Raw genomic sequence first — 24,462 nt, forward strand, 5'->3', positions numbered from 1 at the left:
GGCCGGGCCAGTTTTTGCGCGGTGCTGCGTTGCTCGTCGTTCATTTGGAATAACCACAAAAACGCCTGGAGCGTTTTTGCGCGTTAGCCCCGAAGGGGTGAAGCACATGGATGTGCTGAACAAATTTCTCTCCTCATGCCTTGCCCCGCGCAAAAACTGGCTCCGGCGCGGCCGTGAACGAAACGGGATCAGGCCCTAGTGCAGCGAACCCGGCACTGCCAGGCGAAAGGGAGCGATGGTGGCTTCGAAGTGGGTGCCGTCTTCGGCCAGCATCTGGTAGCTGCCCTGCATGGTGCCCACCCGCGTCGCCATTACCGTGCCACTGCTGTAGCTGTGGCAGGCGCCGGGGGCGATCAGTGGCTGTTGGCCGACCACGCCAGCCCCGCGCACTTCCTGCACTCGACCATCACCATCGGTGATCAGCCAGTGCCGTGACAGCAGTTTGGCAGCCACGTCGCCGAGGTTGGCGATGTCGATGCTGTAGGCGAAGGCGAAGCGGTTCTGCTCGGGCTGAGACTGCTCGGGCAGGTAGCGGGTGGTGACGCTGACGTCGATCTGGTAGCGGGTATCAGGCATAGGTTACTCGGTTGGCTGAGGCATCAGGCGCGGGGCACTCATGCGGGCGTCTGCAGGTCGGCGAGTTGATCGGCCAGGCGCACAAACGCGGCCAGGTCCAGTTGTTCGGGACGCAGGCTGCCGTCTACGTCGGCGGCGGTGATCTGCTCGGCCGTGAGCAGGGCCTTGAGCGTGTTGCGCAGGGTCTTGCGGCGCTGGTTGAAGGCTTCACGTACCACGGTTTCGAGCAGACGATGATCCTTGGCCGGGTGCGGCAGCACGGCATGGGGGGTCAGGCGGACGATGGCCGAGTCGACCTTGGGCGGTGGGTTGAAGGCGCCCGGCCCGACATTGAACAGGTGCTCCACGCTGCAGTGGTACTGCACCATGATCGACAGCCGGCCCCAATCGCCACCGCCCGGCTCGGCGGCCAGGCGTTCGACTACTTCCTTTTGCAGCATAAAGTGCATGTCGCGGATCAGCCCTGCATTGTTGAGCAGGTGGAAGATCAGCGGGGTGGAGATGTTGTACGGCAGATTGCCGACCACGCGCAGGCTGTGTGGCGCCGGTTGCAGGCTGTTGAAATCGAACTTCAGGGCGTCGCCCTGGTGCAGGCGAAAGCGTGTTTGCCCGGCGAACTTGTGATTGAGGATGGGCACCAGGTCGCGATCGAGTTCGATCACGTCCAGCTCGGCGCCGCTGCTCAGCAAACCTTCGGTCAGGGCGCCCTGGCCTGGACCGATCTCCAGCATGCGCTCGCCTTCGCGGGCATGGATGGCGCGCAGAATGCGGTGGATCACCCCGGCGTCATGCAGGAAGTTCTGGCCAAAGCGCTTGCGCGCGCGGTGTTGGTACTCGGACATCGAAGGCAGCTCCACGCTTCGCGGCACGGGCCCGAAGCGAATACAAAAGAACGGAAGTTTAGCAGCATTGGTAGGGCAAGCCGACCTCGCGTGGTGCTGTTCGCAGGCCGCAGGGGTTGTTGCCATTGTGTTTGTGACGCGGCGCGCGCTTCCCCGCTGAGCCATTCGCTGCACCGCTCGCTGCGTAGAAGCCTGCCCTGGGGCGAAGCTTTAACGCAGCGAAGCAGTTTGCGAGGACGTTGCTCTTAGTGTGCTGGTTGCTGGCTGGCTGCCATCGCATAGGCGGTGTGCAGCGCCACCTTGAGGCTGCCGCTGTCGACGTTGCCACTGCCGGCCAGGTCGAGGGCGGTGCCGTGATCGACCGAGGTGCGGATAATCGGCAGGCCCAGGGTGATGTTCACCGCCGCGCCAAAGCCTTTGTACTTGAGCACCGGCAGGCCCTGGTCGTGGTACATCGCCAGGACCGCATCGCAGTGCTCCAGGTGCTTGGGAGTAAACAGGGTGTCGGCCGGCAGTGGGCCGATCAGGTCGATGCCTTCTTCACGCAGGCGTGCCAGGGTTGGCTCGATGATTTCGATCTCTTCGCGGCCCAGGTGACCCCCTTCACCAGCGTGGGGGTTGAGCCCGCAGACCAGAATGCGCGGCTGGGCGATGCCGAATTTGCTGCGCAGGTCATGGGCAAGAATGCGCGTAACCCGGATCAGGCGCTCTTCGGTAATGGCGGCGGCGATGTCCTTGAGTGGCAGGTGGGTGGTCACCAGGGCCACACGCAGGCCTTCAGTGGCCAGCATCATCACCACTTGTGGTGTCTGGGTAAGGTCAGCGAGGAACTCGGTGTGCCCGGAAAACGCGATGCCGGCCTGGTTGATCACACCCTTGTGCACCGGGGCGGTGATCATTCCGGCAAAGTCGCCCGTCATGCAGCCTTCGGCCGCACGGGTCAGGGTCTGCAGCACGTAGCCGGCATTGGCGACATCCAGCTGACCCGCGACGACTGGCTCGGCCAGGGGAGTGTCCCAGACGTACAGGCTGCCGGCCGCTGCCGGCTGGCTGGGCCACTGGCCGGGGGGGACGTCGAGCAATTCAATTTGCAGGCCCAGCTGTGTGGCGCGATCAGCCAGCAATGTGCGGCTGGCGATGGCCACCAGAGCGGCGGGCTGTGCATCACACGCCAGCAGCAGGCACAAGTCAGGGCCGATGCCGGCCGGTTCACCAGGGGTCAGGGCAAAAACAGGTGTGCGGCTCATCGCGAGGCTCCGAAAAACTGAGCGGTCATTGTAGCGGTGTTGTGTGGTGAAGGCGGGGGTCTGGCGATTGAGTGCGGAGCGACGGTGCCATCTGGATCCTGGGGGCGGACATGAATAAGGCTATGTCCTGCATGGCTATTGCAGTTCCGGTTTGGCGTGTAGACACGAAGTAGGTGCATAGGTCATGCATTAAATGGCGGTCAATGCCAGGCGGCGAGAGAGGGGCGGGATGTGCTCCGCTCTAGCCGCGACACTATCAGCGCCTTCAAGGTCTATCGCGAATAAATTCGCTCCTACAGGAGGGAGGCAGCTCGTTGTTGTGTAGGCATAAAAAAGCCCGGTCCTGAGACAGGTACCGGGCTTGATCTGCAGCGAGCGGTTAGATCCGCGTTTCGACGTAGGCCTCGTCGCGGATCTGGCGCAACCAGGTCTGCAGTTCTTCGTCGTACTTGCGGTTACGCAGCAGGGTCATGGCCTGTTGCTCGCGGAACTGCGCGCTGCTGTCGGTGGCGCGGCGGCCCATGACCTGCAGCACGTGCCAGCCGAACTGGCTCTGGAAAGGCTTGGACACTTCGCCACTCGGGGTGTTGTTCATCACCTCGCGGAACTCCGGTACCAGCGCGTTGGGGGCGATCCAGTTCAGGCTGCCGCCGTTGAGGGCCGACCCCGGGTCTTCGGAGAAGCTCTTCGCCAGCTCGGCGAAGTCTTCGCCGGCTTCGATGCGCTGGTAGATGCGCTCGGCCAGGCGTTGGGTTTCTGCAGCGCTGCGAATTTCGCTGGGCTTGATCAGGATATGGCGCACATTGACTTCGTCACGCACCAGGGTCTCGCCGCCACGCTTTTCCAGGACCTTGAGGATGATAAAACCACCCGGGGTACGGATCGGCTCGGTGACATCGCCGGCTGACAGGCTGCCCAGCAGGGTGTCGAAGGGCGGTGGCAGTTGGGCGGCCTTGCGCCAGCCCATTTCGCCGCCTTCCAGAGCAGTTTCACTGGCCGAGCGGGCAATTGCCAACTGGGCGAAATCGGCACCCTGTTGCAGTTGCTGGTAGATATCGCGGGCCTGGGTTTCGGCGGCGCGGATGGCATCTGAGGAGGCACCGTCCGGCGTCGGGATCAGGATGTTGGCCAGGCGGAACTCTTCCGACAGCTGCATCTTGCCCAGGTCCGAGGCGAGGAAGTTCTGCACTTCCTGATCGGTGACCTGGATGCGCTCGGCCACACGGCGCTGGCGCACGCGGCTGATGATCATCTCGCGACGCACCTGGTCGCGCGCTTCGATATACGACAGACCGTCCTGGGCCAGCGCCGCCTGGAACTGTTCGACGCTCATTCCGTTGCGCTGGGCGATAGTGCCGATGGCCTGGTTGAGCTCTTCATCGGTGATGCGAATGCCTGAGCGGTCGCCGATCTGCAGCTGGATGTTCTCGACGATCAGGCGTTCGAGCACCTGTTGCGTGAGTACATCCTGCGGCGGCAGTTCAGCGCCGCGCTTGCTGATGGTCTGCTGGACTTCACGCACACGCGCGTCGAGCTGGCTTTGCATGATCACGTCGTTATCGACGATCGCCACCACGCGGTTGAGTGGCTGTACCTCGGCCATGGCCGATGTACCCAGTAACAGCGCGCCCAACAGCAGCGGGCGCACGCAATCAGAAAGCTTGGTCTTCACGTTCACGGTAACCTTGAATGCCTTGGTCGAGGAAAGACTCAGTTTTGTTGCCCACTACACCGCCGAGGCCCTTGAGGACGATCTGCAGGAAGATCCCACGATCCGGCTCATCGTTAAGCGATGGGTTGAGGCTGACTTCGTCGTAGTCGATCCAGTAACGGTTGATCAGGCGCAGCTTCCAGCAGCAGCTGTCGTACTCGAAGCCACCAAAGGCTTCCAGGGTACGGTTGCGACCGTAGTCATACTGCCAGCGGGAAATGACGCTCCACTGCGGGACGATTGGCCAGATGACCGAGAAGTCATGCTGGCTGATCTTGTAGTAATCCTTGATGTAGTTCGGATTGACCGAGCCATCCGTCAGTGTTGGGTTGCCGTAGTCCGAGCCATAAGACCACTGTCCACTGCTCTGGTCGTAGCGCAGGGTGTCGTTGCGGTAACGATAACCGGCGTTGACCACCTTGTTCGGGTTGTCTTCAGGCTGGTAGTGGAACATCGCGCTACCCGAGCGAGTGCGGTGAGTGTCCGGGTCCCAGTTGAAGTCCGAGCTGAAGCGCCAGTCGCGGTTGAAACGGTACAGGTATTCCAGCGCATAGGGCGACTGCGAGGCCGTGGCATCGGAGCGAGTGCGGTAGTCGATGCCTGGCATCTGCACGGTGCGGTCTTCGAAATAGAAGGCCTGGCCGATGCTGAAGCGCTGACGCTCGAAGCCGTTCGGCTCGATCCAGCGGTTGGTCACGCCCAGCGAGAGTTTGTTCTCGTCGCCGATGCGGTCCTTGCCGGAGAAGCGGTTTTCACGGAACAGCGACGAGTAGCTGAAGGTGCTTTCGCTGGTGTCGAACACCGGAATATCGGTCTGGTCTTCCTCCGGTACATAGAGGTAGAACAGGCGTGGTTCCAGGGTCTGGCGGTAGTTGTTGCCGAACAGCTGGGTTTCGCGGTCGAAGTACAGGCCGCTGTCCAGGCTGAACATGCCGACGCCACGGTTCTGGCTGCTGTTGTAGCTCTGCTCGGCGAGCAGGCTGTCCTGGCCGCGCTGATCCAGGTCCAGGTCGTAGTTGGTCTGCAGGTACTTGACCTTGGGCGTGATAAAGCCCCAGCTCCAGTTCAGCGGCAGGCTGACCGAGGGTTCGAGGTGCATGCGTGTGCCGTTGGCGCGAGCCAGACCCTGAACGCGAGTGTCATACCAGGGTTGCTCGGTTACACCGTTTTCATTGATGAAGTTACCCGAGCGCAGGTCGCGGTCGAAACGCACCAGTTCAGTACCGTAGGCGAAGTTCAGGCCGCCCGGCTGGAACGGCAGTTTGCCGTCGAGGGTGATCTGCGGCAGACGGTTGTACGGGGTGATGTCGGTGATATTCGCCAGTTCGTAGGCGTGGGCATTGAACTTTGCGGTGTAGCTATCGCCGCGGTAGGTCAGGGTGCCGCGCTGGTCGACGTAGCTGCTGGTCTCGATGCCCAGGTCGGTGTTCAGGTCCTGGAAGTAATACGGGTCGCTGATGTCGGTGTAGTCGACTTCGGCGAGCAGACGCTTGTCCAGGCCCTGGCGGTGCTGCCAGCTGTACATGTAGCGCTGGTCTTTGTAGTCGGACTGCAGCTTGCGGTCGTCGTTGCTGTCGTCCAGGTACGCGGCGCCCACCTGACCTTCACTGCTCTTGGTCAGGTAGCGGAACTCACCCTCCAGCAACAGCCCACGGTCGGCCATATAGGTCGGGTACAGGGTGGCGTCGTAGTTCGGCGCCAGGTTGAAATAGTAGGGCGTCTGCAGCGTCATGCCGTTGTCGCTGGAGCTGCCGATGCTCGGCGGCAGGAAGCCGGACTGGCGACGGTCATCGATGGGGAAGTAGATGTACGGCGTGTAGAACACCGGGAAATCTTTGACCCGCAGGGTGACGTTGGTCGCGGTGCCGAAACCGGTGGCCGGGTTCAGCGTGATGTTGTTGCCCTTCAGGTGCCAGGCGTTGCTGCCCGGTTCGCAGCTGGTATAGGTGCCATCCTTGAGGCGGATGATCGCGGTCTCTTCACGCTTGGCGTACTGCGCGCTGCCACGGATATGGCTCTTGTGCAGCACGTATTCGGCGTTGTCGATCTGCGCCTCACCGTTATCCAGTTGCAGTTCGGCGGTGTCGCCGACTACGAGCATGCCCTGATCACGCAGGCGCACGTTGCCTTTGAGCTCGCCGCGGTTTTCTGCCTGCAGCAGGTTGGCCTCGTCGGCCTCGACCTGCATGCCGGACTGACGCACGACGACCTCGCCGGCGAGGGTCGCGGTCTGCGATTCCTGGTCGTAGCGCGAAGCACGTGCCGATACGAACATCGGCGCTTCGTTCATCGGCGTGCTGTCGTTCATCCCCGGTCGCGTCGGCTCGACATAGGCGCCGGCGCAGTACGGCCCGGCTTCTGCCAACTGAGCTGCCGTCAGTTGCTCACGTGGCACCCAGTCGAGGTGGCTGTAGTCAGCGCTGCGCGAGGCCAGGGCACGGCCACCCGCTTCGGTGACCAGTCGGGTGGCCGCGGCCTGCTGCGCCGGGGCTGCCGTCGCGCCATCGGTCGAGCTGACCGCCGCGCCGCTGTGCACCGGGCGTGCCGGCACGGCTGCGCTGGCGGAGCGAGGCGTACAGGCCCAGCCGCCGCTGGCCGAAGCCTGACAGTCGTACTGCTCTGCAGCACTGGCAAAGTGAGTGGCTAAGGGTTGAAGGGCGAGAAAGCCGCCAGTAACCAAAAGAGGAAATTTTCTGCGGAACGTGGGGTATTTTACTGCCATCTTGTTTTTCCGGGCTTCCTGCGCGCCAATGGCCCAGGGGCCGCACGCCTCTCGATGGGCTGAAAAAGATGCTGGATAATAAAGCATGACCCGCGCAACGGCTAGCGCCGTCGGAGACCCTTGTAATGCCTGATGAAGATGTACGCCTGCAACAGCTAGAAGACTGGCTCGCTGAGCAATTGCTTGTTCTGTTCGATACCCGCGGCTGGGGCGCTGTGCCTGCCGCGACCTTGGTCGCGGCCAGCAGTGACGCGAGCTTCCGCCGTTATTTCCGCTGGCAAGGAGAGGGGCGCAGCTTGATCGTGATGGACGCGCCACCGCCCCAGGAAGACTGCCGGCCGTTCGTCCACATGGCCGAATACCTGGCCTGTGCCGACTTGAATGTGCCGGAAATTCTCGCCGCCGATCTGCCGCGCGGTTTTTTATTGCTCAATGATCTGGGCCGGCAGACCTACCTGGATGTGATCGACGCCGATAACGCCGACCGCCTGTTCGACGATGCGCTCACCGCGTTGCTGGCCCTGCAGCGCCTGCCCATGGACCGGCCGCTGGGCCACTATGACGATGCCCTGCTGCGCCGCGAGTTGCAGTTGTTTCCCGAGTGGTATGTGGAAAAACACCTGGGCGTGCAGTTCAGTGCTGAGCAGCAAGCGCAGTGGGCACGGGTCAGTCAGTTGTTGATCGACAGCGCGCTGGCCCAGCCTAAGGTACTGGTGCACCGTGATTACATGCCGCGCAACCTGATGATCAGCACGCCCAATCCTGGGGTGCTGGATTTCCAGGATGCGGTCTATGGCCCGGTGACTTACGACGTGACCTCGCTGTTCAAGGATGCCTTCCTCAGCTGGCCCGAGGCACGCGTAGAGGATTGGCTGCTGCGTTACTGGCAGCAGGCGCGGGAACTCGGCATTCCGGTGCAGGCGACGTTCGAGGCGTTCCAGCAGGCCAGTGATCTGATGGGCGTGCAGCGCCACCTCAAGGTCATCGGCATCTTCGCGCGCATCTGCCATCGCGATGGCAAGCCGCGTTACCTGGGCGATGTGCCGCGTTTCTTCGCTTATATAGAAACCGTTCTGGCGCGCCGGCCGGAGCTGGCCGAGTTGGCGGCGCTGTTCGCCAGCCTGCCGCGTGACGCAGCGGTGCCAGCATGAAGGCGATGATTCTGGCCGCGGGTAAAGGCGAGCGCTTGCGCCCGCTGACCCTGCACACGCCCAAGCCGCTGTTGCGCGCCGCCGGCGTGCCCTTGATCGAATACCACGTGCGTGCGCTGGCCGCTGCCGGCTTCGATGAGTTGGTGATCAACCATGCCTGGCTCGGTCAGCAGATCGAGGATTACCTCGGTGATGGCGCGCGCTTTGGGGTGCGCATCGCGTATTCGCCCGAGGGCGAGCCGCTGGAAACCGGCGGCGGCATTCATCGTGCGCTGCCCTTGCTCGGCGATGCGCCCTTCGCCGTGGTCAATGGCGATATTTTCACCGACTACCCGTTTGCGGCGCTGCGTCGACCCTTGTCTGGCCTGGCGCATCTGGTGCTGGTCGATAACCCGGTGCACCACCCGAGTGGTGATTTCCGCCTGGTCGATGGGAAACTTGCGGCGGCTGAGGGCGATGCGCCCTGCCTGACCTACAGTGGTATCGCGGTGCTGGCGCCGGCGCTGTTTGCCGGCTGCACGGCTGGTGCCTTCAAGCTCGCGCCCTTGTTGCGCGAGGCCATGCAGCAGGGGCAGGTGAGTGGTGAGCACTTTGCCGGTAGCTGGATCGATGTGGGTACCCATGAGCGTCTGGCTGACGTCGAGCGTCTGCTCGCCCGTGGAGCCTGAGGGTGTTCTGGCCCGTAACCTTGCTCGGCGCGTTTGCCGGTTGGGCGCTGGCGAGTATTCCTGGCGCGCTGCTGGGTGGTTTGCTGGGGCAGGTGCTGGACAGGCGCCTGCGGCTGAACAGTTGGGCGGCACTGCGCGCCCGGCTGTGGGGCGCCCCGGCGGATGAGCCGATGCTGCTGTTCGTCATGCTTGGGCGTTTGGCCAAGTGCGAGGGGCGCGTGTTGCCCGAGCATATTCGCCAGGCAAAAGCAGAAATGCAGCGCCTGAGTCTGGATACGGTGGCGCAACAGCAGGCGATTGCCGCATTTGCCCGTGGCAAGACCGGGCATGACAGCCTGCGCCGGCCGTTGCAGCGCCAGCGCGATGAAGGTGAGCGGCTGCTACGCGCCTGCTGGCGCATGGCGTGGGTCGACGGCCAGATCGGGCAGACCGAGCAGGAGCTGATCCTGCTCTGGGGGCAGTGGCTGGGCGTGTCCGTCACCGTGCAGGAGGGCTGGCGTACGGCCTATGCACCGCGTCGCCAAGGGCCGCCGGCTTCACCGGCTGGCGGTGCCTACCCAGCGGCCTTGCGTGTGCTCGGGGTGTCGGCCGACACCGATCCGGCGCAGATCAAACGGGCCTATCGACGCCTGCTGAGCCAGCACCATCCCGACAAACTGACCGGCAGTGGCGCCAGCCCCGAGCGCATCCGCGAGGCCACCGAGCGAACCCGCGACCTGCACCAGGCCTATGCCTTGGTGCGTCAGCAGCGCGGGTTTCGCTAAGTTTCGTTGCACGCCGCGGTGCGGCGAAAAAGCTTCGCGCCGGGGCGGGGCTCCTACGCGGTGGGTGGTGCGGCGGATTTCCCTGTAGGATTCGCGCCCCGCGGCGAATAGTGGCCATACCGCGAGCGTTAAGGCATCACCTCGAAAAGCTGACCCGAGGAACCTCTCGGGGTTTTCCGCAGTAGAACAGCGTTAAGTCCGACAGGCCCCACGCTTCACTTCTGTACGTTCTTCTCAAGCCAGCCGCGGATACGCCGTTGCAGTTGCTCGCGCTCCACGGCCTGGTTACCCGGCAGGGCTTTCATGGCTATCTGGGTATAGGTTGTGTGTCCCAGGCGTTTGGCGGCCTGTTTGCGCAGCAGCGCTTGAGTGCGATCAACGGCCTGGTCCTTGTAGTAGAAATCACCGGTGCCGAGCTTGAGCGCTGGCAGCAACTCATCCAGAGGCGGCGCGAAGCCCAAGGGGACTGTGGGTTCGACCACGATCAGATGCTGCACGGTTTCCGGCTTGCGCTCGCTGAGGTAGCGACCTGCCCAGTAGGCGCCGCTGCCATCACCGAGGAGTACCAGGCGGCTGGCCTGCTGGCTTTGGGCAAAGGCCAGGGCCGCATCGATGCGCGCAAAGATGCGCTCGGCCTGTGCCTGTTGCTGGGCTTCTGGGCTCAAGGCCGGGTTGGCCGCTGCAGGCTCTGCGGCTTTTGGCGGCGCGGCTGTTTCGCTGGGTTCGGCGGGAGGCGCGCTGGGATCAGCGGCGGGGTCAGCCTCAGGCGTAGGGGCAGTCTCGGCGGGAGGCAGGGCCTGCAACGGATCGCCTGGGTCGGGCAGGGTCAGGCTCAGGCTGTGCCAGCCAATGTCTGGCAGGCTGGCGCGCAGCGGGCCGGCCAGGCGTGGGTCATCGGCGCTTTGCCCGGCAGCGGGCAGGATGACCACTGCGCCTTTGGGGCTGGGGGTATTGGCGGCACGCCACAGCGCAAGAAAGCGGTCGCTGTCCGGGCCCAGTTGCTGCTGTTGTGCCGCTGGCAGTTGTTCACTGAGGGCCGTGGCGTCGAGCTGGCTGCGCTCAGGCAAGGTGGGCCGTTCGCTGGGCACCTCGTCTGTGGCAGGCGGCGTTTCGGCCGGGGGTGTGGCGTCCGCCAGGGCATTGCCCAGCCAGGGCAGCAACGCCAGAAGGAGCAGGGCACGTGTCGAACGGCGTGGGCGCGGCATCAAAGCAGTCCTGTCTGGTGGGTCACCGCTTGAGACTAATGGCTGCTGGCACTTTTGTCAGGCGCGGCGGTGGCGTAGGGTGCGGGCAATGGGGCGTTCCATGGCAAACGGTGAGTACCAATGAACAGGCGTGCATGGCGATGGCTGCTGCTCGGGCTATGGATCAATATCGCCTGGGCGCAAGCCCCGGCTGCGGTGCCGCTGACGCTGGAGCAGACGAATTGGCTGCGCGAGCATGAGCCGCTACGTGCCGGTGTCGTGCTGCAAGCCCCCTACGCGCAGTTCGATCAGCGCCAGCAAAGCCTGAGCGGTGCCAGCATCGATCTGCTCAACCTACTGGCAGAGCGCCTGGGTAGCCGTCTGCACTGGCGCCACTTCAAAACGCACGCCGAGCTTGAGGCAGCACTGCGCGCCGGGCAGATTGATGTGGCGCCAGGGCTGCAGCAAACCCCGGCAGGTTTGCGCCGCTGGCTGTTCAGCGACCCTTACCTGCGTATTCCGCATCTGCTGGTAGGCGTGCCCAGCGGGGCCGGTAGTGTCGATCTGGAAAGCCTCGGTGGCGAAGCGCCGCTGGCCGTGCCGATGCCCAGCGCCGTGGCCGATTTCTTGCGCGGCAGCTACCCCGGCTTGCAGTTGCGCGAGGCGAACAACGCGCGTCAGGCGCTGCAGCAGGTCATGGCCCAGCAGGCGGCCTATGCAGTGGTCGAGGCGTCTCAGGTAGCGCGCTTGCTGCGTGAGTCGGAGTTCGCCGAGCTGGCGATTGTCGGTGATGCCGGCCTGTCGCAGTTGCTGCGCATTGGCTCGCGGCGCGACTGGCCGCAGCTCGCGGCAATCATCGACAGCGCCCTGCGGGCGATTCCCGCCCAGGAGCTGGATGCCCTGCAGAGCCGCTGGATCGAGCCTGCCGTGCGTGTCTCCAGCACCTCACCGGCGTTTTTTCGCAACCTCAGTCTGTTACTAGGTGTGCTGTTGCTCAGCAGTCTGGCGCTGATGTTCAGCCTGCGCCGTCAGCGCGATGCCCTGGAGTTTCGCCTGTTGGCCGCGCGCCATGAGATCGAGCTGCGCGAAGCGGCCCGTGATGCCCTGCGTCTGGCGCAGTTCTCCATCGACCACAGCACCGTGGGCATTCTCTGGGTCAACTGGGACAGCCGCGTGCACTACGCCAACCGCGCCACGGAGCAGATGCTCGGCTACGGTTCGGGCGGCATCCTGCAGCGGCCGTTGGCAGATTTCGAGCCGAGCCTGACCATGGACCGTTGGCTTAACCTGTGGAAGCGCGCGCGCCAGGGCGGCCAAGGCCCGCTGAGTTTTGCCAGTGATTGCGTGCGCGCCGATGGCAGCCTGCTGCCGGCCGATGTGTCGCTGAGTTTTATGCGCTACCGCGAGAACGAATACCTGGTGGTGTTTATCACCGACGTCACTGAGCGCCGCCGTGCCCTGGCTGCGCTGCAGGAAAGTGAGGCGCGCCTGCAGGGTATTGCGGCCAACGTGCCAGGGTTGGTGTTTCGCCTGGAACGGCCGCAGCCGGGTGGGGTGGTGGACTTTGCGTTTATCAGCGAGGGCGCCGAGAACCTGGTCGGTTACAGCGCCGGTGAGCTGATGGCGCCGGATCGCGGCCTGCGCAGCCTCGTTCATCCCGATGATCGCCAGGCCTATCACCGCAGCCAGGATGCCGCCCTGGCCAGTGACCAGGATTGGCACTGGCAGGGCCGCATCCTCACCCGCAGCGGTGAGCAGCGCTGGGCGGATATCAAGGCCATTGCTCGTCGCCTGCCCACCGGCCAGGTGCTGTGGGACGGCATCGTCTGGGACATCAGCGACAACAAGCGCATTGAACTGGCCCTGGCCGATTCGCGGGCGCAGCTGCGCGAATTGTCGGCGCACCTGGAAAGCGTGCGCGAGGAGGAGAAGGCGCGTATCGCCCGTGAGGTGCACGATGAACTGGGCCAGGTGCTCACCGTGCTCAAGTTGGAAACCTCGATGTGCGAGCTGAGCTACGCCGACCTCGACCCCGGTCTGCACGAGCGCCTGGGCAATATGAAGCGCCTGATTGCCCAGCTGTTCCAGTTGGTGCGCGATGTCGCCAGCGCCCTGCGCCCGCCGATCCTCGATGCCGGCCTGGCCTCGGCCATCGAGTGGCAGGCCCAGCGTTTCGAGGCGCGTACGCAGATTCCTTGCCTGGTCGAGGTGCCGGATAACCTGCCGGAGTTGGCCGATGGCCAGGCCATCGGCCTGTTCCGCGTGTTGCAGGAGGCGCTGACCAATGTCATTCGGCATGCCGGCGCGCATACTGTCGACGTGCGCCTGGCCGTGCAGGGGGCGACCCTGAACCTGGTGATCAGCGACGATGGCCGTGGTTTTCGCCCGGCTGCCGTAGGCAGCAGTTCGTTTGGCCTAGTCGGCATGCGCGAGCGCGTGCTGATGCTCGGCGGCACCCTGGACATCGACAGCCAGCCCGGCGAAGGCACAACCCTGAGCGTGCGGGTGCCGCTGGACAGCGAGCAGGCATTTATCAGCGAGGAGGAGCAAACGTGATCCGTGTACTGGTTGCCGAAGACCACACCATCGTGCGCGAGGGCATCAAGCAATTGATCGGCCTGGCCAAAGACCTGCAGGTGGTCGGCGAGGCGAGCAATGGCGAGCAACTGCTCGAAGCCTTGCGCCAGACGCCCTGCGAGGTGGTGCTGCTGGATATCTCCATGCCCGGTGTGAATGGCCTGGAGGCGATCCCGCGGATTCGCGCGCTGAACCAGCCTCCGGCAATTCTGGTGCTGTCGATGCACGACGAGGCGCAGATGGCCGCGCGCGCGCTGAAGATCGGTGCGGCGGGTTATGCGACCAAGGACAGCGACCCGGCGCTGCTGCTCACTGCCATCCGCAAGGTTGCCGCCGGTGGTCGCTATATCGACCCGGAGCTGGCTGACCGCATGGTCTTCGAGGTCGGTCTGACCGATGCGCGGCCGTCCCACGCGCTGCTCTCGGAACGCGAGTTCTCGGTGTTCGAGCGCCTGGCCCAGGGCGCCAACGTCAACGACATCGCCCAGCAACTGGGCCTGAGCAGCAAGACTATCAGCACCCATAAAGCGCGCCTGATGCACAAGCTCAACGCCCATTCGGTAGCCGACCTGGTGCGCTACGCGCTGGAACACAAGCTGCTGTAATACGACTGTCATGTAGGGCGTTCCCTACACGCGATTGTCCATAAGCCTGATGGCATTCTCTCCTGCCGCCCGATTTGCGCGCCGTTGCTGGAGGCCTAGTCTCTGTCTACGGTTTACGAACGAGAAGGTGCGGTATGGACGAGGTGTTGGTCAGCTTCCAGGGTGTGCAGAAGAGCTATGACGGTGAGTCACTGATCGTCAAGGATCTCAACCTGGACATCCGCAAGGGTGAGTTCCTCACACTGCTGGGGCCGTCCGGCTCGGGCAAGACCACCAGCCTGATGATGCTTGCCGGCTTCGAGACCCCGACCGCGGGTGTCATCCAGCTTGGCGGTCGGGCGCTGAACAACGTGCCGCCGCACAAGCGCGACATCGGCATGGTGTTCCAGAACTACGCCCTGTTCCCGCACATGACCGTGGCCGAGAACCTGGCGTTCCCGCTCACCGTGCGTGGCATGAGCAAGACCGACGTCAGCGAGCGGGTCAAACGTGCCCTGGCCATGGTGCAGCTCGACGCCTTCGCCACCCGTTACCCGGCGCAGCTTTCCGGCGGCCAGCAGCAGCGTGTGGCCCTGGCCCGTGCTCTGGTGTTCGAACCGCAGCTGGTGCTGATGGACGAACCCCTGGGTGCCCTCGACAAGCAGTTGCGTGAGCACATGCAGATGGAGATCAAGCACCTGCACCAGCGCCTGGGCGTCACCGTGGTTTACGTGACCCACGACCAGGGCGAAGCCCTGACCATGTCCGACCGGGTGGCGGTATTCCACCAGGGCGAAATCCAGCAGATCGCCCCGCCACGCACGCTTTATGAAGAGCCGTGCAACACCTTCGTCGCCAACTTTATCGGCGAGAACAACCGCCTCAACGGGCGTCTGCTCAGCCGTGATGGCGAGCAGTGTGTGGTGGCCCTGGAGCGCGGCGAGCAAGTGCGGGCCCTGGCGGTCAACGTCGGTGCCGTCGGCGAGCCGGTGACCCTGTCGATCCGCCCCGAGCGGGTGCGTTTGAACGCCGCCAGCGAGCGTTGCGACAACCGCTTTACCGGCCGCGTGGCCGAATTCATCTACCTGGGCGACCACGTGCGTGTGCGCCTGGAGGTCTGCGGCGCCAGCGATTTCTTCGTCAAGCAGCCGATCGCCGAACTCGATCCTGCCCTTGCGGTGGGCGATGTGGTGCCACTGGGCTGGCAGGTCGAGCACGTTCGTGCGCTCGATCCGCTGCCTGTCGGGCACTGAGCCAACGCGTTACCAACCAGCCACAGTGGAGTCATAAGAATGAACAAATACCTCACATTGCCGGCATTGAGCCTGGCAATCGCCTGCGCCGCCCCGGCCATGGCCGCGGACCTGACCGTGGTGTCCTTCGGCGGCGCCAACAAGGCCGCCCAGGTCAAGGCCTTCTACGCACCGTGGGAAGCCAAGGGCGGCAAGATCATCGCCGGCGAGTACAACGGTGAAATGGCCAAGGTCAAAGCCATGGTCGACACCAACAGCGTGTCCTGGAACCTGGTCGAAGTCGAATCGCCGGAACTGGCGCGCGGCTGCGACGAAGGCCTGTTCGAGGAGCTCGACCCGGCGCAGTTCGGCAATGCCGAAGACTTCGTCGAAGGTGCCATCCAGCCGTGCGGCGTGGGCTTCTTCGTCTGGTCCACGGTGCTCGCCTACAACGCCGACAAACTCAGCAGCGCACCGAGCGGCTGGGCGGATTTCTGGGACACCGAGAAATTCCCGGGCAAACGCGGCCTGCGCAAGGGCGCCAAATACACCCTGGAATTCGCCCTGATGGCCGACGGCGTTGCCGCCAAGGACGTCTACGGCGTACTGGCCACCAAAGAAGGCCAGGACCGTGCGTTTGCCAAGCTCGACCAGATCAAGCCGCAGATCCAGTGGTGGGAAGCCGGTGCCCAGCCGCCGCAGTTCCTCGCCTCCGGTGACGTGGTCATGAGCTCGGCATACAACGGCCGCATCGCTGCCGTGCAGAAAGAAAGCAACCTGCAAGTGGTGTGGGAAGGCGGCATCTACGACTTCGACGCCTGGGCCATCCCGAAAGGTGCCAAGGATCAGGACGCTGCGCGCGAGTTCATCGCCTTCTCGGTACAGCCCGAGCAGCAGAAGACCTACTCGGAAAACATCGCCTACGGCCCGGCCAACAAGCAGGCAGTCGAGCTGCTCGCTCCGGCGCTGCTCAAGGACATGCCGACCACCCCGGAAAACATCGCCGGCCAGGTGGCCATGGACGTGACCTTCTGGGCTGACTACGGCGAGCAACTGGAACAGCGCTTCAACGCCTGGGCCGCGCGTAACTGAGTCACCCGGCAGTGCCCCTCTCCCGTACGCGGGGGAGGGGATGGTTTTCCCGTTTCCCGGAGTTCGCTATGGCCCTCGCAGTGTCCCCGACCACGGTCACCGGCCCCACCCTGAAACAGCGTCTGGCCCGTGCCGAGCGCGTCAACCGGCTCAAGGCCCAGGCGTTAATCCTGCCCTTGCTGGTGTTTCTGGTGCTGGTCTTCCTGGTCCCCATCGTTGCCCTGCTCAACAAGAGCGTGAACAACCCCGAGGTGGTCGGCAGCCTGCCGCGCACCGTCGAGCAGATCGCTGATTGGGATGGCAAGGGGCTACCCGCCGAGCCGGTGTACCAGGCCTTGGCGCTGGACCTGGCCGATGCGCGCCGCGATCAGACCCTGGGCGATCTGTCCAAACGCATGAACATGGAGCTGGCTGGCTACCGCAGCCTGATGGCCAAGACCGCCCGTGCCTTGCCGTTCAAGGACACGCCGGCGTCCTACAAAGATGCGCTGGAAAGCTTTGATGAACGCTGGGGCGACCCGGCTTACTGGCAGGTGATCCGTCGCAATGCCAGCAGCGTCACCCCCTATTATTTGCTCGCCGCCCTCGATCACCGTATCGACGACCTCGGCGAGCTGACCCAGGCCACGCCCGACCAGGCGATCTACCTGGACATCTTCACCCGCACCTTCTGGATGGGCCTGGTAATCACCGCCATCTGCCTGGTGCTGGCCTACCCGCTGGCGTATTTGCTGGCCAACCTGCCGACCCGGCAGAGCAACCTGCTGATGATTCTGGTGCTGCTGCCGTTCTGGACCTCGATCCTGGTGCGGGTGGCGGCGTGGATCGTGCTGCTGCAGTCCAGCGGCCTGATCAACAGCGCGCTGCTCGGCCTGGGCATCATCGACAAGCCGCTGCAACTGGTGTTCAACCGCACCGGGGTGTACATCTCGATGGTGCACATCATGCTGCCGTTCATGATCCTGCCGATCTACAGCGTGATGAAGGGCATTTCGCCGACCTACATGCGTGCGGCGATCTCCCTGGGCTGTCACCCGTTCGCCAGCTTCTGGCGCGTGTACTTCCCCCAGACCCTGGCCGGTGTCAGTGCCGGTTGCCTGCTGGTGTTCATCCTGTCGATTGGCTACTACATCACCCCGGCCCTGCTCGGCAGCCCCGGCGACCAGATGGTCAGCTACTTCGTCGCCTTCTACACCAACACCTCGATCAACTGGGGCATGGCCACGGCCCTGGGCGGCTTGTTGCTGCTCGCGACCCTGGTGCTTTATGTGGTCTACAGCTGGCTGGTCGGCGCAAGCCGTCTGCGCCTGGGTTAACAGGAGAGTCATCCGATGCTCAGCCCTTACATGTCCCCCGTCGAGCGCATCTGGTACTACAGCCTGCGCACTATCTGCGCGCTGGTGCTGTTGTTTCTGATCCTGCCGGTACTGGTGATCATCCCGCTGTCGTTCAACGCCGGGACCTTTCTGGTCTACCCGATCGAGTCGTTCTCGCTGCGCTGGTACGAGGACTTCTTCGCCTCGGCCAGTTGGATGCGCGCGCTGAAAAACAGCCTGCTGGTCGCCCCGGCCGCCACCGTGCTGGCCATGGTCCTCGGCACCCTGGCCGCCATCGGCCTGACCCGTGGCGAGTTCCGTGGCAAGGCCCTGGTGATGAGCCTGCTGATTTCGCCAATGGTGGTGCCGGTGGTGATCGTCGGGGTGTCCAGCTACCTGTTTTTCGCGCCGCTGGGCCTGGGCAACAGCTATATATCGCTGATCCTGGTGCATGCGGTGCTCGGCGTGCCCTTCGTCATCATCACCGTCTCGGCAACCCTGCAGGGTTTCAATTACAACCTGGTGCGTGCGGCCGCCAGCCTGGGCGCCTCGCCGATTACCGCGTTTCGCCGGGTGACCCTGCCGCTGATCGCGCCGGGGGTGATCAGCGGCGCGCTGTTCGCCTTCGCCACCTCGTTCGACGAAGTGGTGGTGACCCTGTTCCTCGCCGGCCCCGAGCAGGTCACCCTGCCACGGCAGATGTTCAGCGGCATCCGCGAAAACCTCAGCCCGACCATCGCCGCCGCCGCGACCTTGCTGATCGGTTTCTCCATCCTCCTGCTGCTGACCCTGGAATGGCTGCGCGGGCGTAGCGAGAAAATGCGTACCCAGGTCAGCGAGTAAGCCCACTGCAGGCACTTCGGGTGCCTGCAGTTTTTGCCCTTCCCGTGATTGCAGTCTTTACACTGTTGGCCTTTCGCGTGGGTAGGAGGGGCCATGAATCTCAGCGAAGCCAATCTGGAAGAGCTGCTCGACGCGCTGCATGACGGGGTCTACATCACCGATGCCGATGGCATCACGCTGAAGGTCAACCGGGCGTACGAGCGCCTGACAGGGCTGCGGGGTGTCGACCTGGTCGGCCGGCCGATGCAGGAGTTGGTGCGCGATGGCGTGCTCTCGGAGTCTGTCTCGCTGCGGGTGCTCAAGGAAGGCAAGGCGCTGTCGATGATGCAGCGCGTCAGCCAGGGTAACCGCCTGCTGGTCAGTGGCACGCCCATTCTGGCGGCAGACGGCAGTGTGCGTTACGTGGTCAGCACCGTGCGTGACATGACCGAACTGCTGCGCATGAAGCACGAGCGCGACGAGCTGCAACAGCTCAAGCAATTGCGCTCGAGCACGGCACGCCTGCATGCCGGGCAGCGCGATGCCTTGCTCAACGACTCTCCCGTGGCGGACCAGGTCGCCTCTGGGCGCGTCTTCGCCCAGGCCCGGCAGGTCGCGCGCAGCGATGTGAAGGTGCTGCTGCAGGGCGAGACGGGCGTTGGCAAAACCCTTATCGCTCAGTACATCCACACCGCCAGCGCGCGGGCACAGCAGCCGTTTCTGGCGCTCAACTGTGGCGCCTTACCCGAACACCTGATCGAGGCCGAGTTGTTCGGCTATGTGCCCGGTGCGTTCACCGGTGCCGGCAGCAAGGGCAAGCGCGGCCTGCTGGAACTGGCGCACCAGGGCACGGTGTTTCTCGATGAGGTGGGCGACCTGCCGCTGGCCGTGCAGGTCAAACTGCTCAAGGTGATCGAGGAGAGTCGCTTTATCCCGGTGGGTGGCCTGGAGCTCAAGGAGGTGGATGTACGCATCATCACCGCCACTCACCATGACCTGCAGCACCGTGTGGCCGAGGGGCGCTTTCGCGCCGATCTCTACTACCGCCTGAACGTGGTGCCCATCCATATTCCCGCTTTGCGCGAGCGCAGCGATGAGGTGGTGCCGCTGCTCAACTACTACCTGGCGCAGTTCAACGCTCGGTATGCCCGGCAGTTGAGCTGGAGCCTGGAGGCGCTGGATCGGCTGGTCGATTACCCCTGGCCCGGCAATATCCGCGAGCTGATCAACCTGGTCGAGCGCATGGTGGTGACCTGCGAGGGTGACAGTGTCGGGCTGTTCGACCTGCCCGCCGAAGTGCGTCAGGCGTCGGGGGCAGGAGGTGCTGATGCGCAGATACCGCTGCGCAAGCGCGTCGAATTGCTCGAGCGCGAGGCGATTCGTGCGGCCTTGCTGCAGCACAAGACCACCCGCGAAGCGGCCCGTGCCCTGGGTATCAGCCAGGCCACCGTGGTACAGAAGATGAAAAAGTGGGATCACACTGATTAGAAAGTGAATCGATTTCTGCGGGGTTGATTGGTTTTCTAATCAATTGTTTGTGGTTCGGCGCTGGGTCAAATCGTCGCAGGCGCTCTGGCGCGGGGCTTTGCGCGAGCTGGCACAGCTTTCGCTATGGCTCGGCCTGATTCGTTTTGGCACAACAACGAGAAAAAGGCCCCGCTGATGAGTATTTCTGCATTCAAGATCGCCAACAAACTGATCACCGGCCGCCAGGCGGTCGAGCAGTTGGCGATCGAACTGCCCCGTCTGAACATCACCAACCCGTTGATTGTCACCGATAGCATTCTGCTCAAGTCCGGCACTGTCGATCACGTGATCAAGCAGCTGGGCGAGCGCGCCTACGGCATCTTCGAGGGTGTCGAGCCTGAGCCGGAAATCGCCATTGTCGAAGCCTGCGCCAATGCCTATCGCGCCGGTGGCCATGACGGTCTGATCGGCGTCGGGGGTGGCAGCGCCATCGATATCGCCAAGGCGGTGGCGGGTTATGTCGGCCATGACGGCGCCCTGGAGGAGCTGTTCGGCGTCGATCAGATCAAGCGCAAAGGCCCGCCGCTGATTGCCATCCCGACCACTGCCGGCACCGGCTCGGAGGTCACCAATGTGGCGATCCTCTCTGACAAGCAGGCGCAGTTGAAAAAGGGCATCGTCAGCGACTATCTGCTGCCGGATGTGGCCCTGGTCAGCCCGGTGATGACCCTGACCTGCCCGCGCAGTGTCACCGCCGCCAGCGGTGTCGATGCGCTGGTGCATGCGGTGGAGTCTTACCTGTCGCTCAACGCTTCGCCGATCACCGATGCCCTGGCCATTGGCGCAATCAAGCTGATCGCCAAGGCGCTGCCCAAGGCCTATGCCAACCCGGCTGACTTGGCCGCGCGCGAGGACATGGCCACCGCAAGCCTGATGGCCGGCATGGCGTTCGGTAATGCCGGGGTCGGTGCCGTGCACGCCCTGGCCTACCCCCTGGGCGGGCGCTTCAACATCGCTCATGGCGTCAGCAATGCCTTGTTGCTGCCCTACGTGATGGCCTGGAACAAGCTGGCCTGCGTCGAGCGCATGGCCGAGATCGCTGCTGCTCTGGGCGTGCAGACTTATGGTGTGAGTGACAAGGCCGCGGCGGATCTGGCCGTCGAGGCCATGGCCGAGCTATGCGCCAGCGTCGACATTCCCAAGGGCATGCGCAGCTTTGGCGTACCGGAAGAGGCCATCCCGGCGATGGCCGAGGAGGCCAGCAAGATCGACCGCCTGATGCGCAACAACCCCCGCCGCCTGACGGCTGGCGACATCGAGCAGATCTACCGCGCTGCCTACTGATTTACCGCAACGATGATGATGGGTCCCAGTTCGCTGGGGCCGGCTGAAATACAACTCTAATAAAGCTGGGTGACTCAAATGTCCGAACTGCATCAACACGACCTTGGTGTAGAAGCCCCCTACTGGCCGGTGGGGCCATTCAAGGTGCGTCTGCCTTTTATTCATTACCGCTTCGAGATCTCCGACTACATGCAGGGGCTGCTCATGTGTGCGGTGGATCTGGCAGCGATTCCGCTGATGACCGAGTTTCTCGGCATGCCGTTTGAGGTCGCACTCGCCGTGGTCATGCTCAACGGGTTGCTCTATCTGGTCCACCACCTGCTCGGCGACCCCGTGGTGCCCGGCTGGATCACCCCGGCGATTCCCTTACTGATGGCCTACTGCAGCCAGTTCCCGGAGGGCCCGGAACGGGTGCATGCGCTGATCGCCTTCCAGTTGATGCTGGGGGTGTTCTCAATAGGGCTGGGCATGACGGGTATGGCGCAGAAGGTGGTGTCGCTGGTGCCTTCGGCGCTCAAGGCCGGGATCATCATGGGCGCCGGGCTTAGCGCGGTGGTGACGGTGTTCAAGGAAGGCGGGCGCTTCGACACCTTCCCCTGGACCATTTCGATCGCCATCGGCATCGCCTTCTACCTGGTGTTTTCCATCCACTTTCAGGACCTCAAGAAGCGCAACCGCTTCTGGTGGAACTTCGCCAAGCTGGGCATCTTCCCGATCATCCTGCTGGCCGTGATAGTCGCGCCGCTGTTCGGTGAGGCGCCTTGGCCGACCATTGAATGGGGTTTCAGCCAGCCGGACTTCGCCACCCTGTGGAATGAGTACACCGTATTCGGCCTGGGGATGCCGCCGTTGATGATGTTCGTGACGGCTATCCCCACGGTGTTCGCGGCTTACCTGGTGGTGTTCGGCGATGTGCTCGGTGCCCGGGCGATTCTTTCCGAGGCTGACCATATTCGCCGTGACGAGAAAGTCGATTTCAACCCGAACCGTTCGCATCTGATCTTTGGTGGGCGCAATGCCTTTATGAGTATTTTCGGCCCAGACGTGGCGATGTGCGGGCCGCAGTGGTCGGCCATGCAGGTAGTGATCACCGAACGCTTCAAGGGCGGCGCCAAGGCGATGAAGTCGATCTACGGCGGTGTCGGCTCGTTCCGCTGGGGCACCAACACCGGTCTGCTGCTGTTGCCGGTGGTGACCCTGGTGCAGCCGATCCTCGGCGTGGCCCTGGCGTTGACCCTGCTGATCCAGGGCTATGTCAGCGTCCGCCTGGGCATCATGGAGGCACGCAGCCAGCGTGATCTGGGGATTGCCGGGGTGATTGGCGCGGTATTGGCGATCAAGGGCGCCGGGTGGGCTTTTGCCATCGGTGTCGGTCTGTGCCTGCTGATCTATGGCGCTGGCTTCTTCCGCGGCGAGAACGACCAGACCTTCAGCAAGGACCTGCCGGACGCAGAGTCTGCCAACAAAGATTGACCATGATTACCGGGAGGCGCTGCCTCCCGGTCGAGGACATCACCGATGAAACTGCACGATCCTACTTTGCTGCGCCACCAGGCTTATATCGACGGCCAGTGGTGCGATGCCCGCGATGGCGCCGTCACGGAGATTTTCAACCCTGCCAATGGCGAGAGCCTGGGCACAGTACCGAATCTCGGCGCCGAACAGACTCGCCAGGCCATAGTCGCAGCCCAGGCGGCTCAGCCGGCCTGGCGTGCACTCACCGCCAAAGAGCGCGCGGCACGCCTGCGTAAATGGTACGAGTTGATGCTGGCCCACCAGGAAGACCTGGCGCAGATCATGACCGCCGAGCAGGGCAAGCCGCTGACCGAAGCGCGCGGCGAGGTGCTCTATGCCGCATCCTTTATCGAGTGGTTCGCTGAAGAAGCCAAGCGTGCCTATGGCGATACCATTCCTGGCCATCAGGCAGACAAGCGCCTGCTGGTGACCAAGGAGCCGGTCGGTGTGACGGCGGCCATCACACCCTGGAACTTCCCGGCGGCGATGATCACCCGCAAAGCGGCACCGGCCCTGGCCGCCGGTTGCGCCATGGTGCTCAAGCCCGCGCCGCAGACACCGTTCAGCGCCCTGGCGTTGGCGGTGCTGGCCGAGCGCGCGGGTATTCCTGGCGGGCTGTTCAGCGTGGTCACGGCGGATGTCGAGCGCTCGCGAGAGGTGGGCGGCGAGCTGTGCGCCAACCCTATCGTGCGCAAGCTGTCATTCACCGGCTCGACCGCTGTCGGTATCAAACTCATGGAGCAATGCGCGCCGACCTTGAAAAAGCTCTCGCTGGAGCTGGGCGGCAATGCACCTTTTATAGTCTTTGCAGACGCCGACCTGGACGCCGCCGTCGAAGGCGCCATGGTGTCCAAGTACCGCAACGCCGGGCAGACCTGCGTCTGCGCCAACCGCTTGTATGTGCACGAGGCGGTGTACGACGCCTTTGCCGAGAAGCTGGCGACGGCCGTGGCCCGGCTCAAAGTTGGCAATGGCGCAGATGAGGGGGTGACCACCGGCCCGCTGATCGACGCCAATGCCGTGGCCAAGGTGCAACAACATCTGCACGATGCGTTGAGCAAGGGCGCTCGCCTGCTGCACGGGGGCGGTGCGCATGGGCTGGGCGGCAACTTTGTCGAGCCTGCGGTGCTGGTCGATGTTACCGCCGACATGCGCGTGGCCCGCGAGGAGACCTTCGGGCCGCTGGCGCCGCTGTTCCGTTTCAGTGATGAAGCGGATGTGGTGCGTCAGGCCAATGACACCGAGTTTGGGCTGGCGGCCTACTTCTACTCCCGTGACCTGGCGCGGGTGTTTCGTGTGGCCGAAGCGCTGGAGTACGGCATGGTCGGCATCAATACCGGGTTGATTTCCAATGAAGTCGCGCCCTTTGGCGGCATGAAATCCTCCGGCCTGGGGCGCGAAGGCTCCAAGTACGGCCTGGATGAGTACCTGGAAATCAAATACCTCTGCCTCGGCGGCATCTGAGCCAGACGGCCCATTGTGGGAGGGGCCGCGGCTGGCATTGGCAGAAAAGCCCAAAGCGCGCCGCTAAAGCGCCTCCCACGGTGTAGGCCTTGACTACCTTGGTACGCCATCGTCAGGCAGCGCTGCCAGATAACGTCTGAGCCGTTACAATGCGCGCCACCGTGACCCAAGCCCTCAGAGGTGC

19 protein-coding genes are annotated in these 24,462 nt (G+C 63.8%); 13 read left to right on the forward strand and 6 right to left on the reverse strand.

The features are described from left to right. Positions 1-195 precede the first annotated feature (195 nt). The 5 genes from apaG to BMW49_RS20290 all read right to left on the reverse strand — a co-directional run bounded on the left by apaG (position 196) and on the right by BMW49_RS20290 (position 7,098). Positions 196-576, reverse strand: coding sequence for a Co2+/Mg2+ efflux protein ApaG (gene apaG / locus BMW49_RS20270; RefSeq protein WP_069520862.1), 381 nt, complete (start codon positions 574-576; stop codon positions 196-198). A 38-nt stretch (positions 577-614) separates the two neighbouring features. Continuing rightward, on the reverse strand, positions 615-1,418 hold the full coding sequence (gene rsmA, locus BMW49_RS20275) for a 16S rRNA (adenine(1518)-N(6)/adenine(1519)-N(6))-dimethyltransferase RsmA (RefSeq protein ID WP_069520860.1): 804 nt from the start codon (positions 1,416-1,418) through the stop codon (positions 615-617). Between the two features lie 245 nt (positions 1,419-1,663). Then, on the reverse strand, positions 1,664-2,665 hold the full coding sequence (pdxA, locus tag BMW49_RS20280) for a 4-hydroxythreonine-4-phosphate dehydrogenase PdxA (RefSeq protein ID WP_069520858.1): 1,002 nt from the start codon (positions 2,663-2,665) through the stop codon (positions 1,664-1,666). A 379-nt stretch (positions 2,666-3,044) separates the two neighbouring features. Then, positions 3,045-4,343 carry a peptidylprolyl isomerase gene (locus tag BMW49_RS20285; RefSeq protein ID WP_069520856.1) on the reverse strand — a complete coding sequence of 433 codons (1,299 nt, stop codon included), beginning with the start codon at positions 4,341-4,343 and terminating at the stop codon, positions 3,045-3,047. Further along, a complete protein-coding gene (locus BMW49_RS20290; protein ID WP_069520854.1) occupies positions 4,318-7,098 on the reverse strand; it encodes an LPS-assembly protein LptD in 2,781 nt (926 codons plus the stop codon). Before BMW49_RS20290 ends, BMW49_RS20285 begins: the two co-directional genes overlap by 26 nt. Positions 7,099-7,223: 125 nt before the next feature. Between BMW49_RS20290 and BMW49_RS20295 the strand changes: the two genes are divergently transcribed. From BMW49_RS20295 to BMW49_RS20305, 3 genes are read left to right on the forward strand one after another with little or no spacing between them, the layout of a single operon-like run. Beyond that, a complete protein-coding gene (locus tag BMW49_RS20295; RefSeq protein ID WP_069520852.1) occupies positions 7,224-8,249 on the forward strand; it encodes an aminoglycoside phosphotransferase family protein in 1,026 nt (341 codons plus the stop codon). Beyond that, the gene (gene murU, locus BMW49_RS20300) at positions 8,246-8,917 is read left to right on the forward strand and encodes an N-acetylmuramate alpha-1-phosphate uridylyltransferase MurU (RefSeq protein WP_069520850.1); all 672 of its coding nucleotides are present in this window, start codon (positions 8,246-8,248) and stop codon (positions 8,915-8,917) included. Before BMW49_RS20295 ends, murU begins: the two co-directional genes overlap by 4 nt. 2 nt (positions 8,918-8,919) lie before the next feature. Further along, on the forward strand, positions 8,920-9,681 hold the full coding sequence (locus BMW49_RS20305) for a DnaJ domain-containing protein (RefSeq protein WP_069520848.1): 762 nt from the start codon (positions 8,920-8,922) through the stop codon (positions 9,679-9,681). 215 nt (positions 9,682-9,896) lie between these two features. Here the strand turns inward: BMW49_RS20305 and BMW49_RS20310 are convergent, their stop codons facing one another. After that, on the reverse strand, positions 9,897-10,886 hold the full coding sequence (locus BMW49_RS20310) for a DUF3530 family protein (protein WP_069520846.1): 990 nt from the start codon (positions 10,884-10,886) through the stop codon (positions 9,897-9,899). Positions 10,887-11,006: 120 nt separating this feature from the next. Here BMW49_RS20310 and BMW49_RS20315 point away from each other — a divergent pair, with 120 nt between their 5' ends. From BMW49_RS20315 to gabD, 10 genes are all read left to right on the forward strand, one after another. Continuing rightward, a complete protein-coding gene (locus tag BMW49_RS20315) occupies positions 11,007-13,421 on the forward strand; it encodes a PAS domain-containing sensor histidine kinase (protein ID WP_069520844.1) in 2,415 nt (804 codons plus the stop codon). After that, positions 13,418-14,047: a response regulator gene (locus BMW49_RS20320; RefSeq protein WP_069520841.1), complete on the forward strand. Its 630-nt coding sequence runs from the start codon at positions 13,418-13,420 to the stop codon at positions 14,045-14,047. The genes BMW49_RS20315 and BMW49_RS20320 overlap by 4 nt, the downstream gene beginning before the upstream one ends. Positions 14,048-14,181: 134 nt before the next feature. Beyond that, positions 14,182-15,279, forward strand: a complete 1,098-nt coding sequence (locus BMW49_RS20325; RefSeq protein ID WP_069520839.1) for an ABC transporter ATP-binding protein — start codon at positions 14,182-14,184, stop codon at positions 15,277-15,279. Between the two features lie 39 nt (positions 15,280-15,318). Further along, positions 15,319-16,350, forward strand: coding sequence for an ABC transporter substrate-binding protein (locus BMW49_RS20330; protein WP_069520837.1), 1,032 nt, complete (start codon positions 15,319-15,321; stop codon positions 16,348-16,350). A 68-nt stretch (positions 16,351-16,418) separates the two neighbouring features. Further along, positions 16,419-17,666, forward strand: coding sequence for an ABC transporter permease (locus tag BMW49_RS20335; protein WP_069520835.1), 1,248 nt, complete (start codon positions 16,419-16,421; stop codon positions 17,664-17,666). A 15-nt stretch (positions 17,667-17,681) separates the two neighbouring features. Beyond that, positions 17,682-18,509: an ABC transporter permease gene (locus BMW49_RS20340; RefSeq protein WP_069520833.1), complete on the forward strand. Its 828-nt coding sequence runs from the start codon at positions 17,682-17,684 to the stop codon at positions 18,507-18,509. Between the two features lie 93 nt (positions 18,510-18,602). Next, a complete protein-coding gene (locus BMW49_RS20345) occupies positions 18,603-19,976 on the forward strand; it encodes a sigma-54 interaction domain-containing protein (protein ID WP_069520831.1) in 1,374 nt (457 codons plus the stop codon). 174 nt (positions 19,977-20,150) lie between these two features. Next, positions 20,151-21,299 (forward strand): iron-containing alcohol dehydrogenase, encoded by a 1,149-nt coding sequence (locus tag BMW49_RS20350; RefSeq protein WP_069520888.1) that lies wholly within the window; start codon positions 20,151-20,153, stop codon positions 21,297-21,299. 78 nt (positions 21,300-21,377) lie between these two features. Next, complete coding sequence (locus BMW49_RS20355) at positions 21,378-22,772, forward strand: hypothetical protein (protein WP_069520829.1); 1,395 nt, start codon at positions 21,378-21,380, stop codon at positions 22,770-22,772. A gap of 45 nt (positions 22,773-22,817) precedes the next feature. Further along, the gene (gene gabD / locus BMW49_RS20360; protein ID WP_069520827.1) at positions 22,818-24,278 is read left to right on the forward strand and encodes an NADP-dependent succinate-semialdehyde dehydrogenase; all 1,461 of its coding nucleotides are present in this window, start codon (positions 22,818-22,820) and stop codon (positions 24,276-24,278) included. Positions 24,279-24,462: the final 184 nt, after the last annotated feature.

The organism is Pseudomonas cuatrocienegasensis (assembly GCF_900110925.1).
Lineage (GTDB): Bacteria > Pseudomonadota > Gammaproteobacteria > Pseudomonadales > Pseudomonadaceae > Aquipseudomonas > Aquipseudomonas cuatrocienegasensis.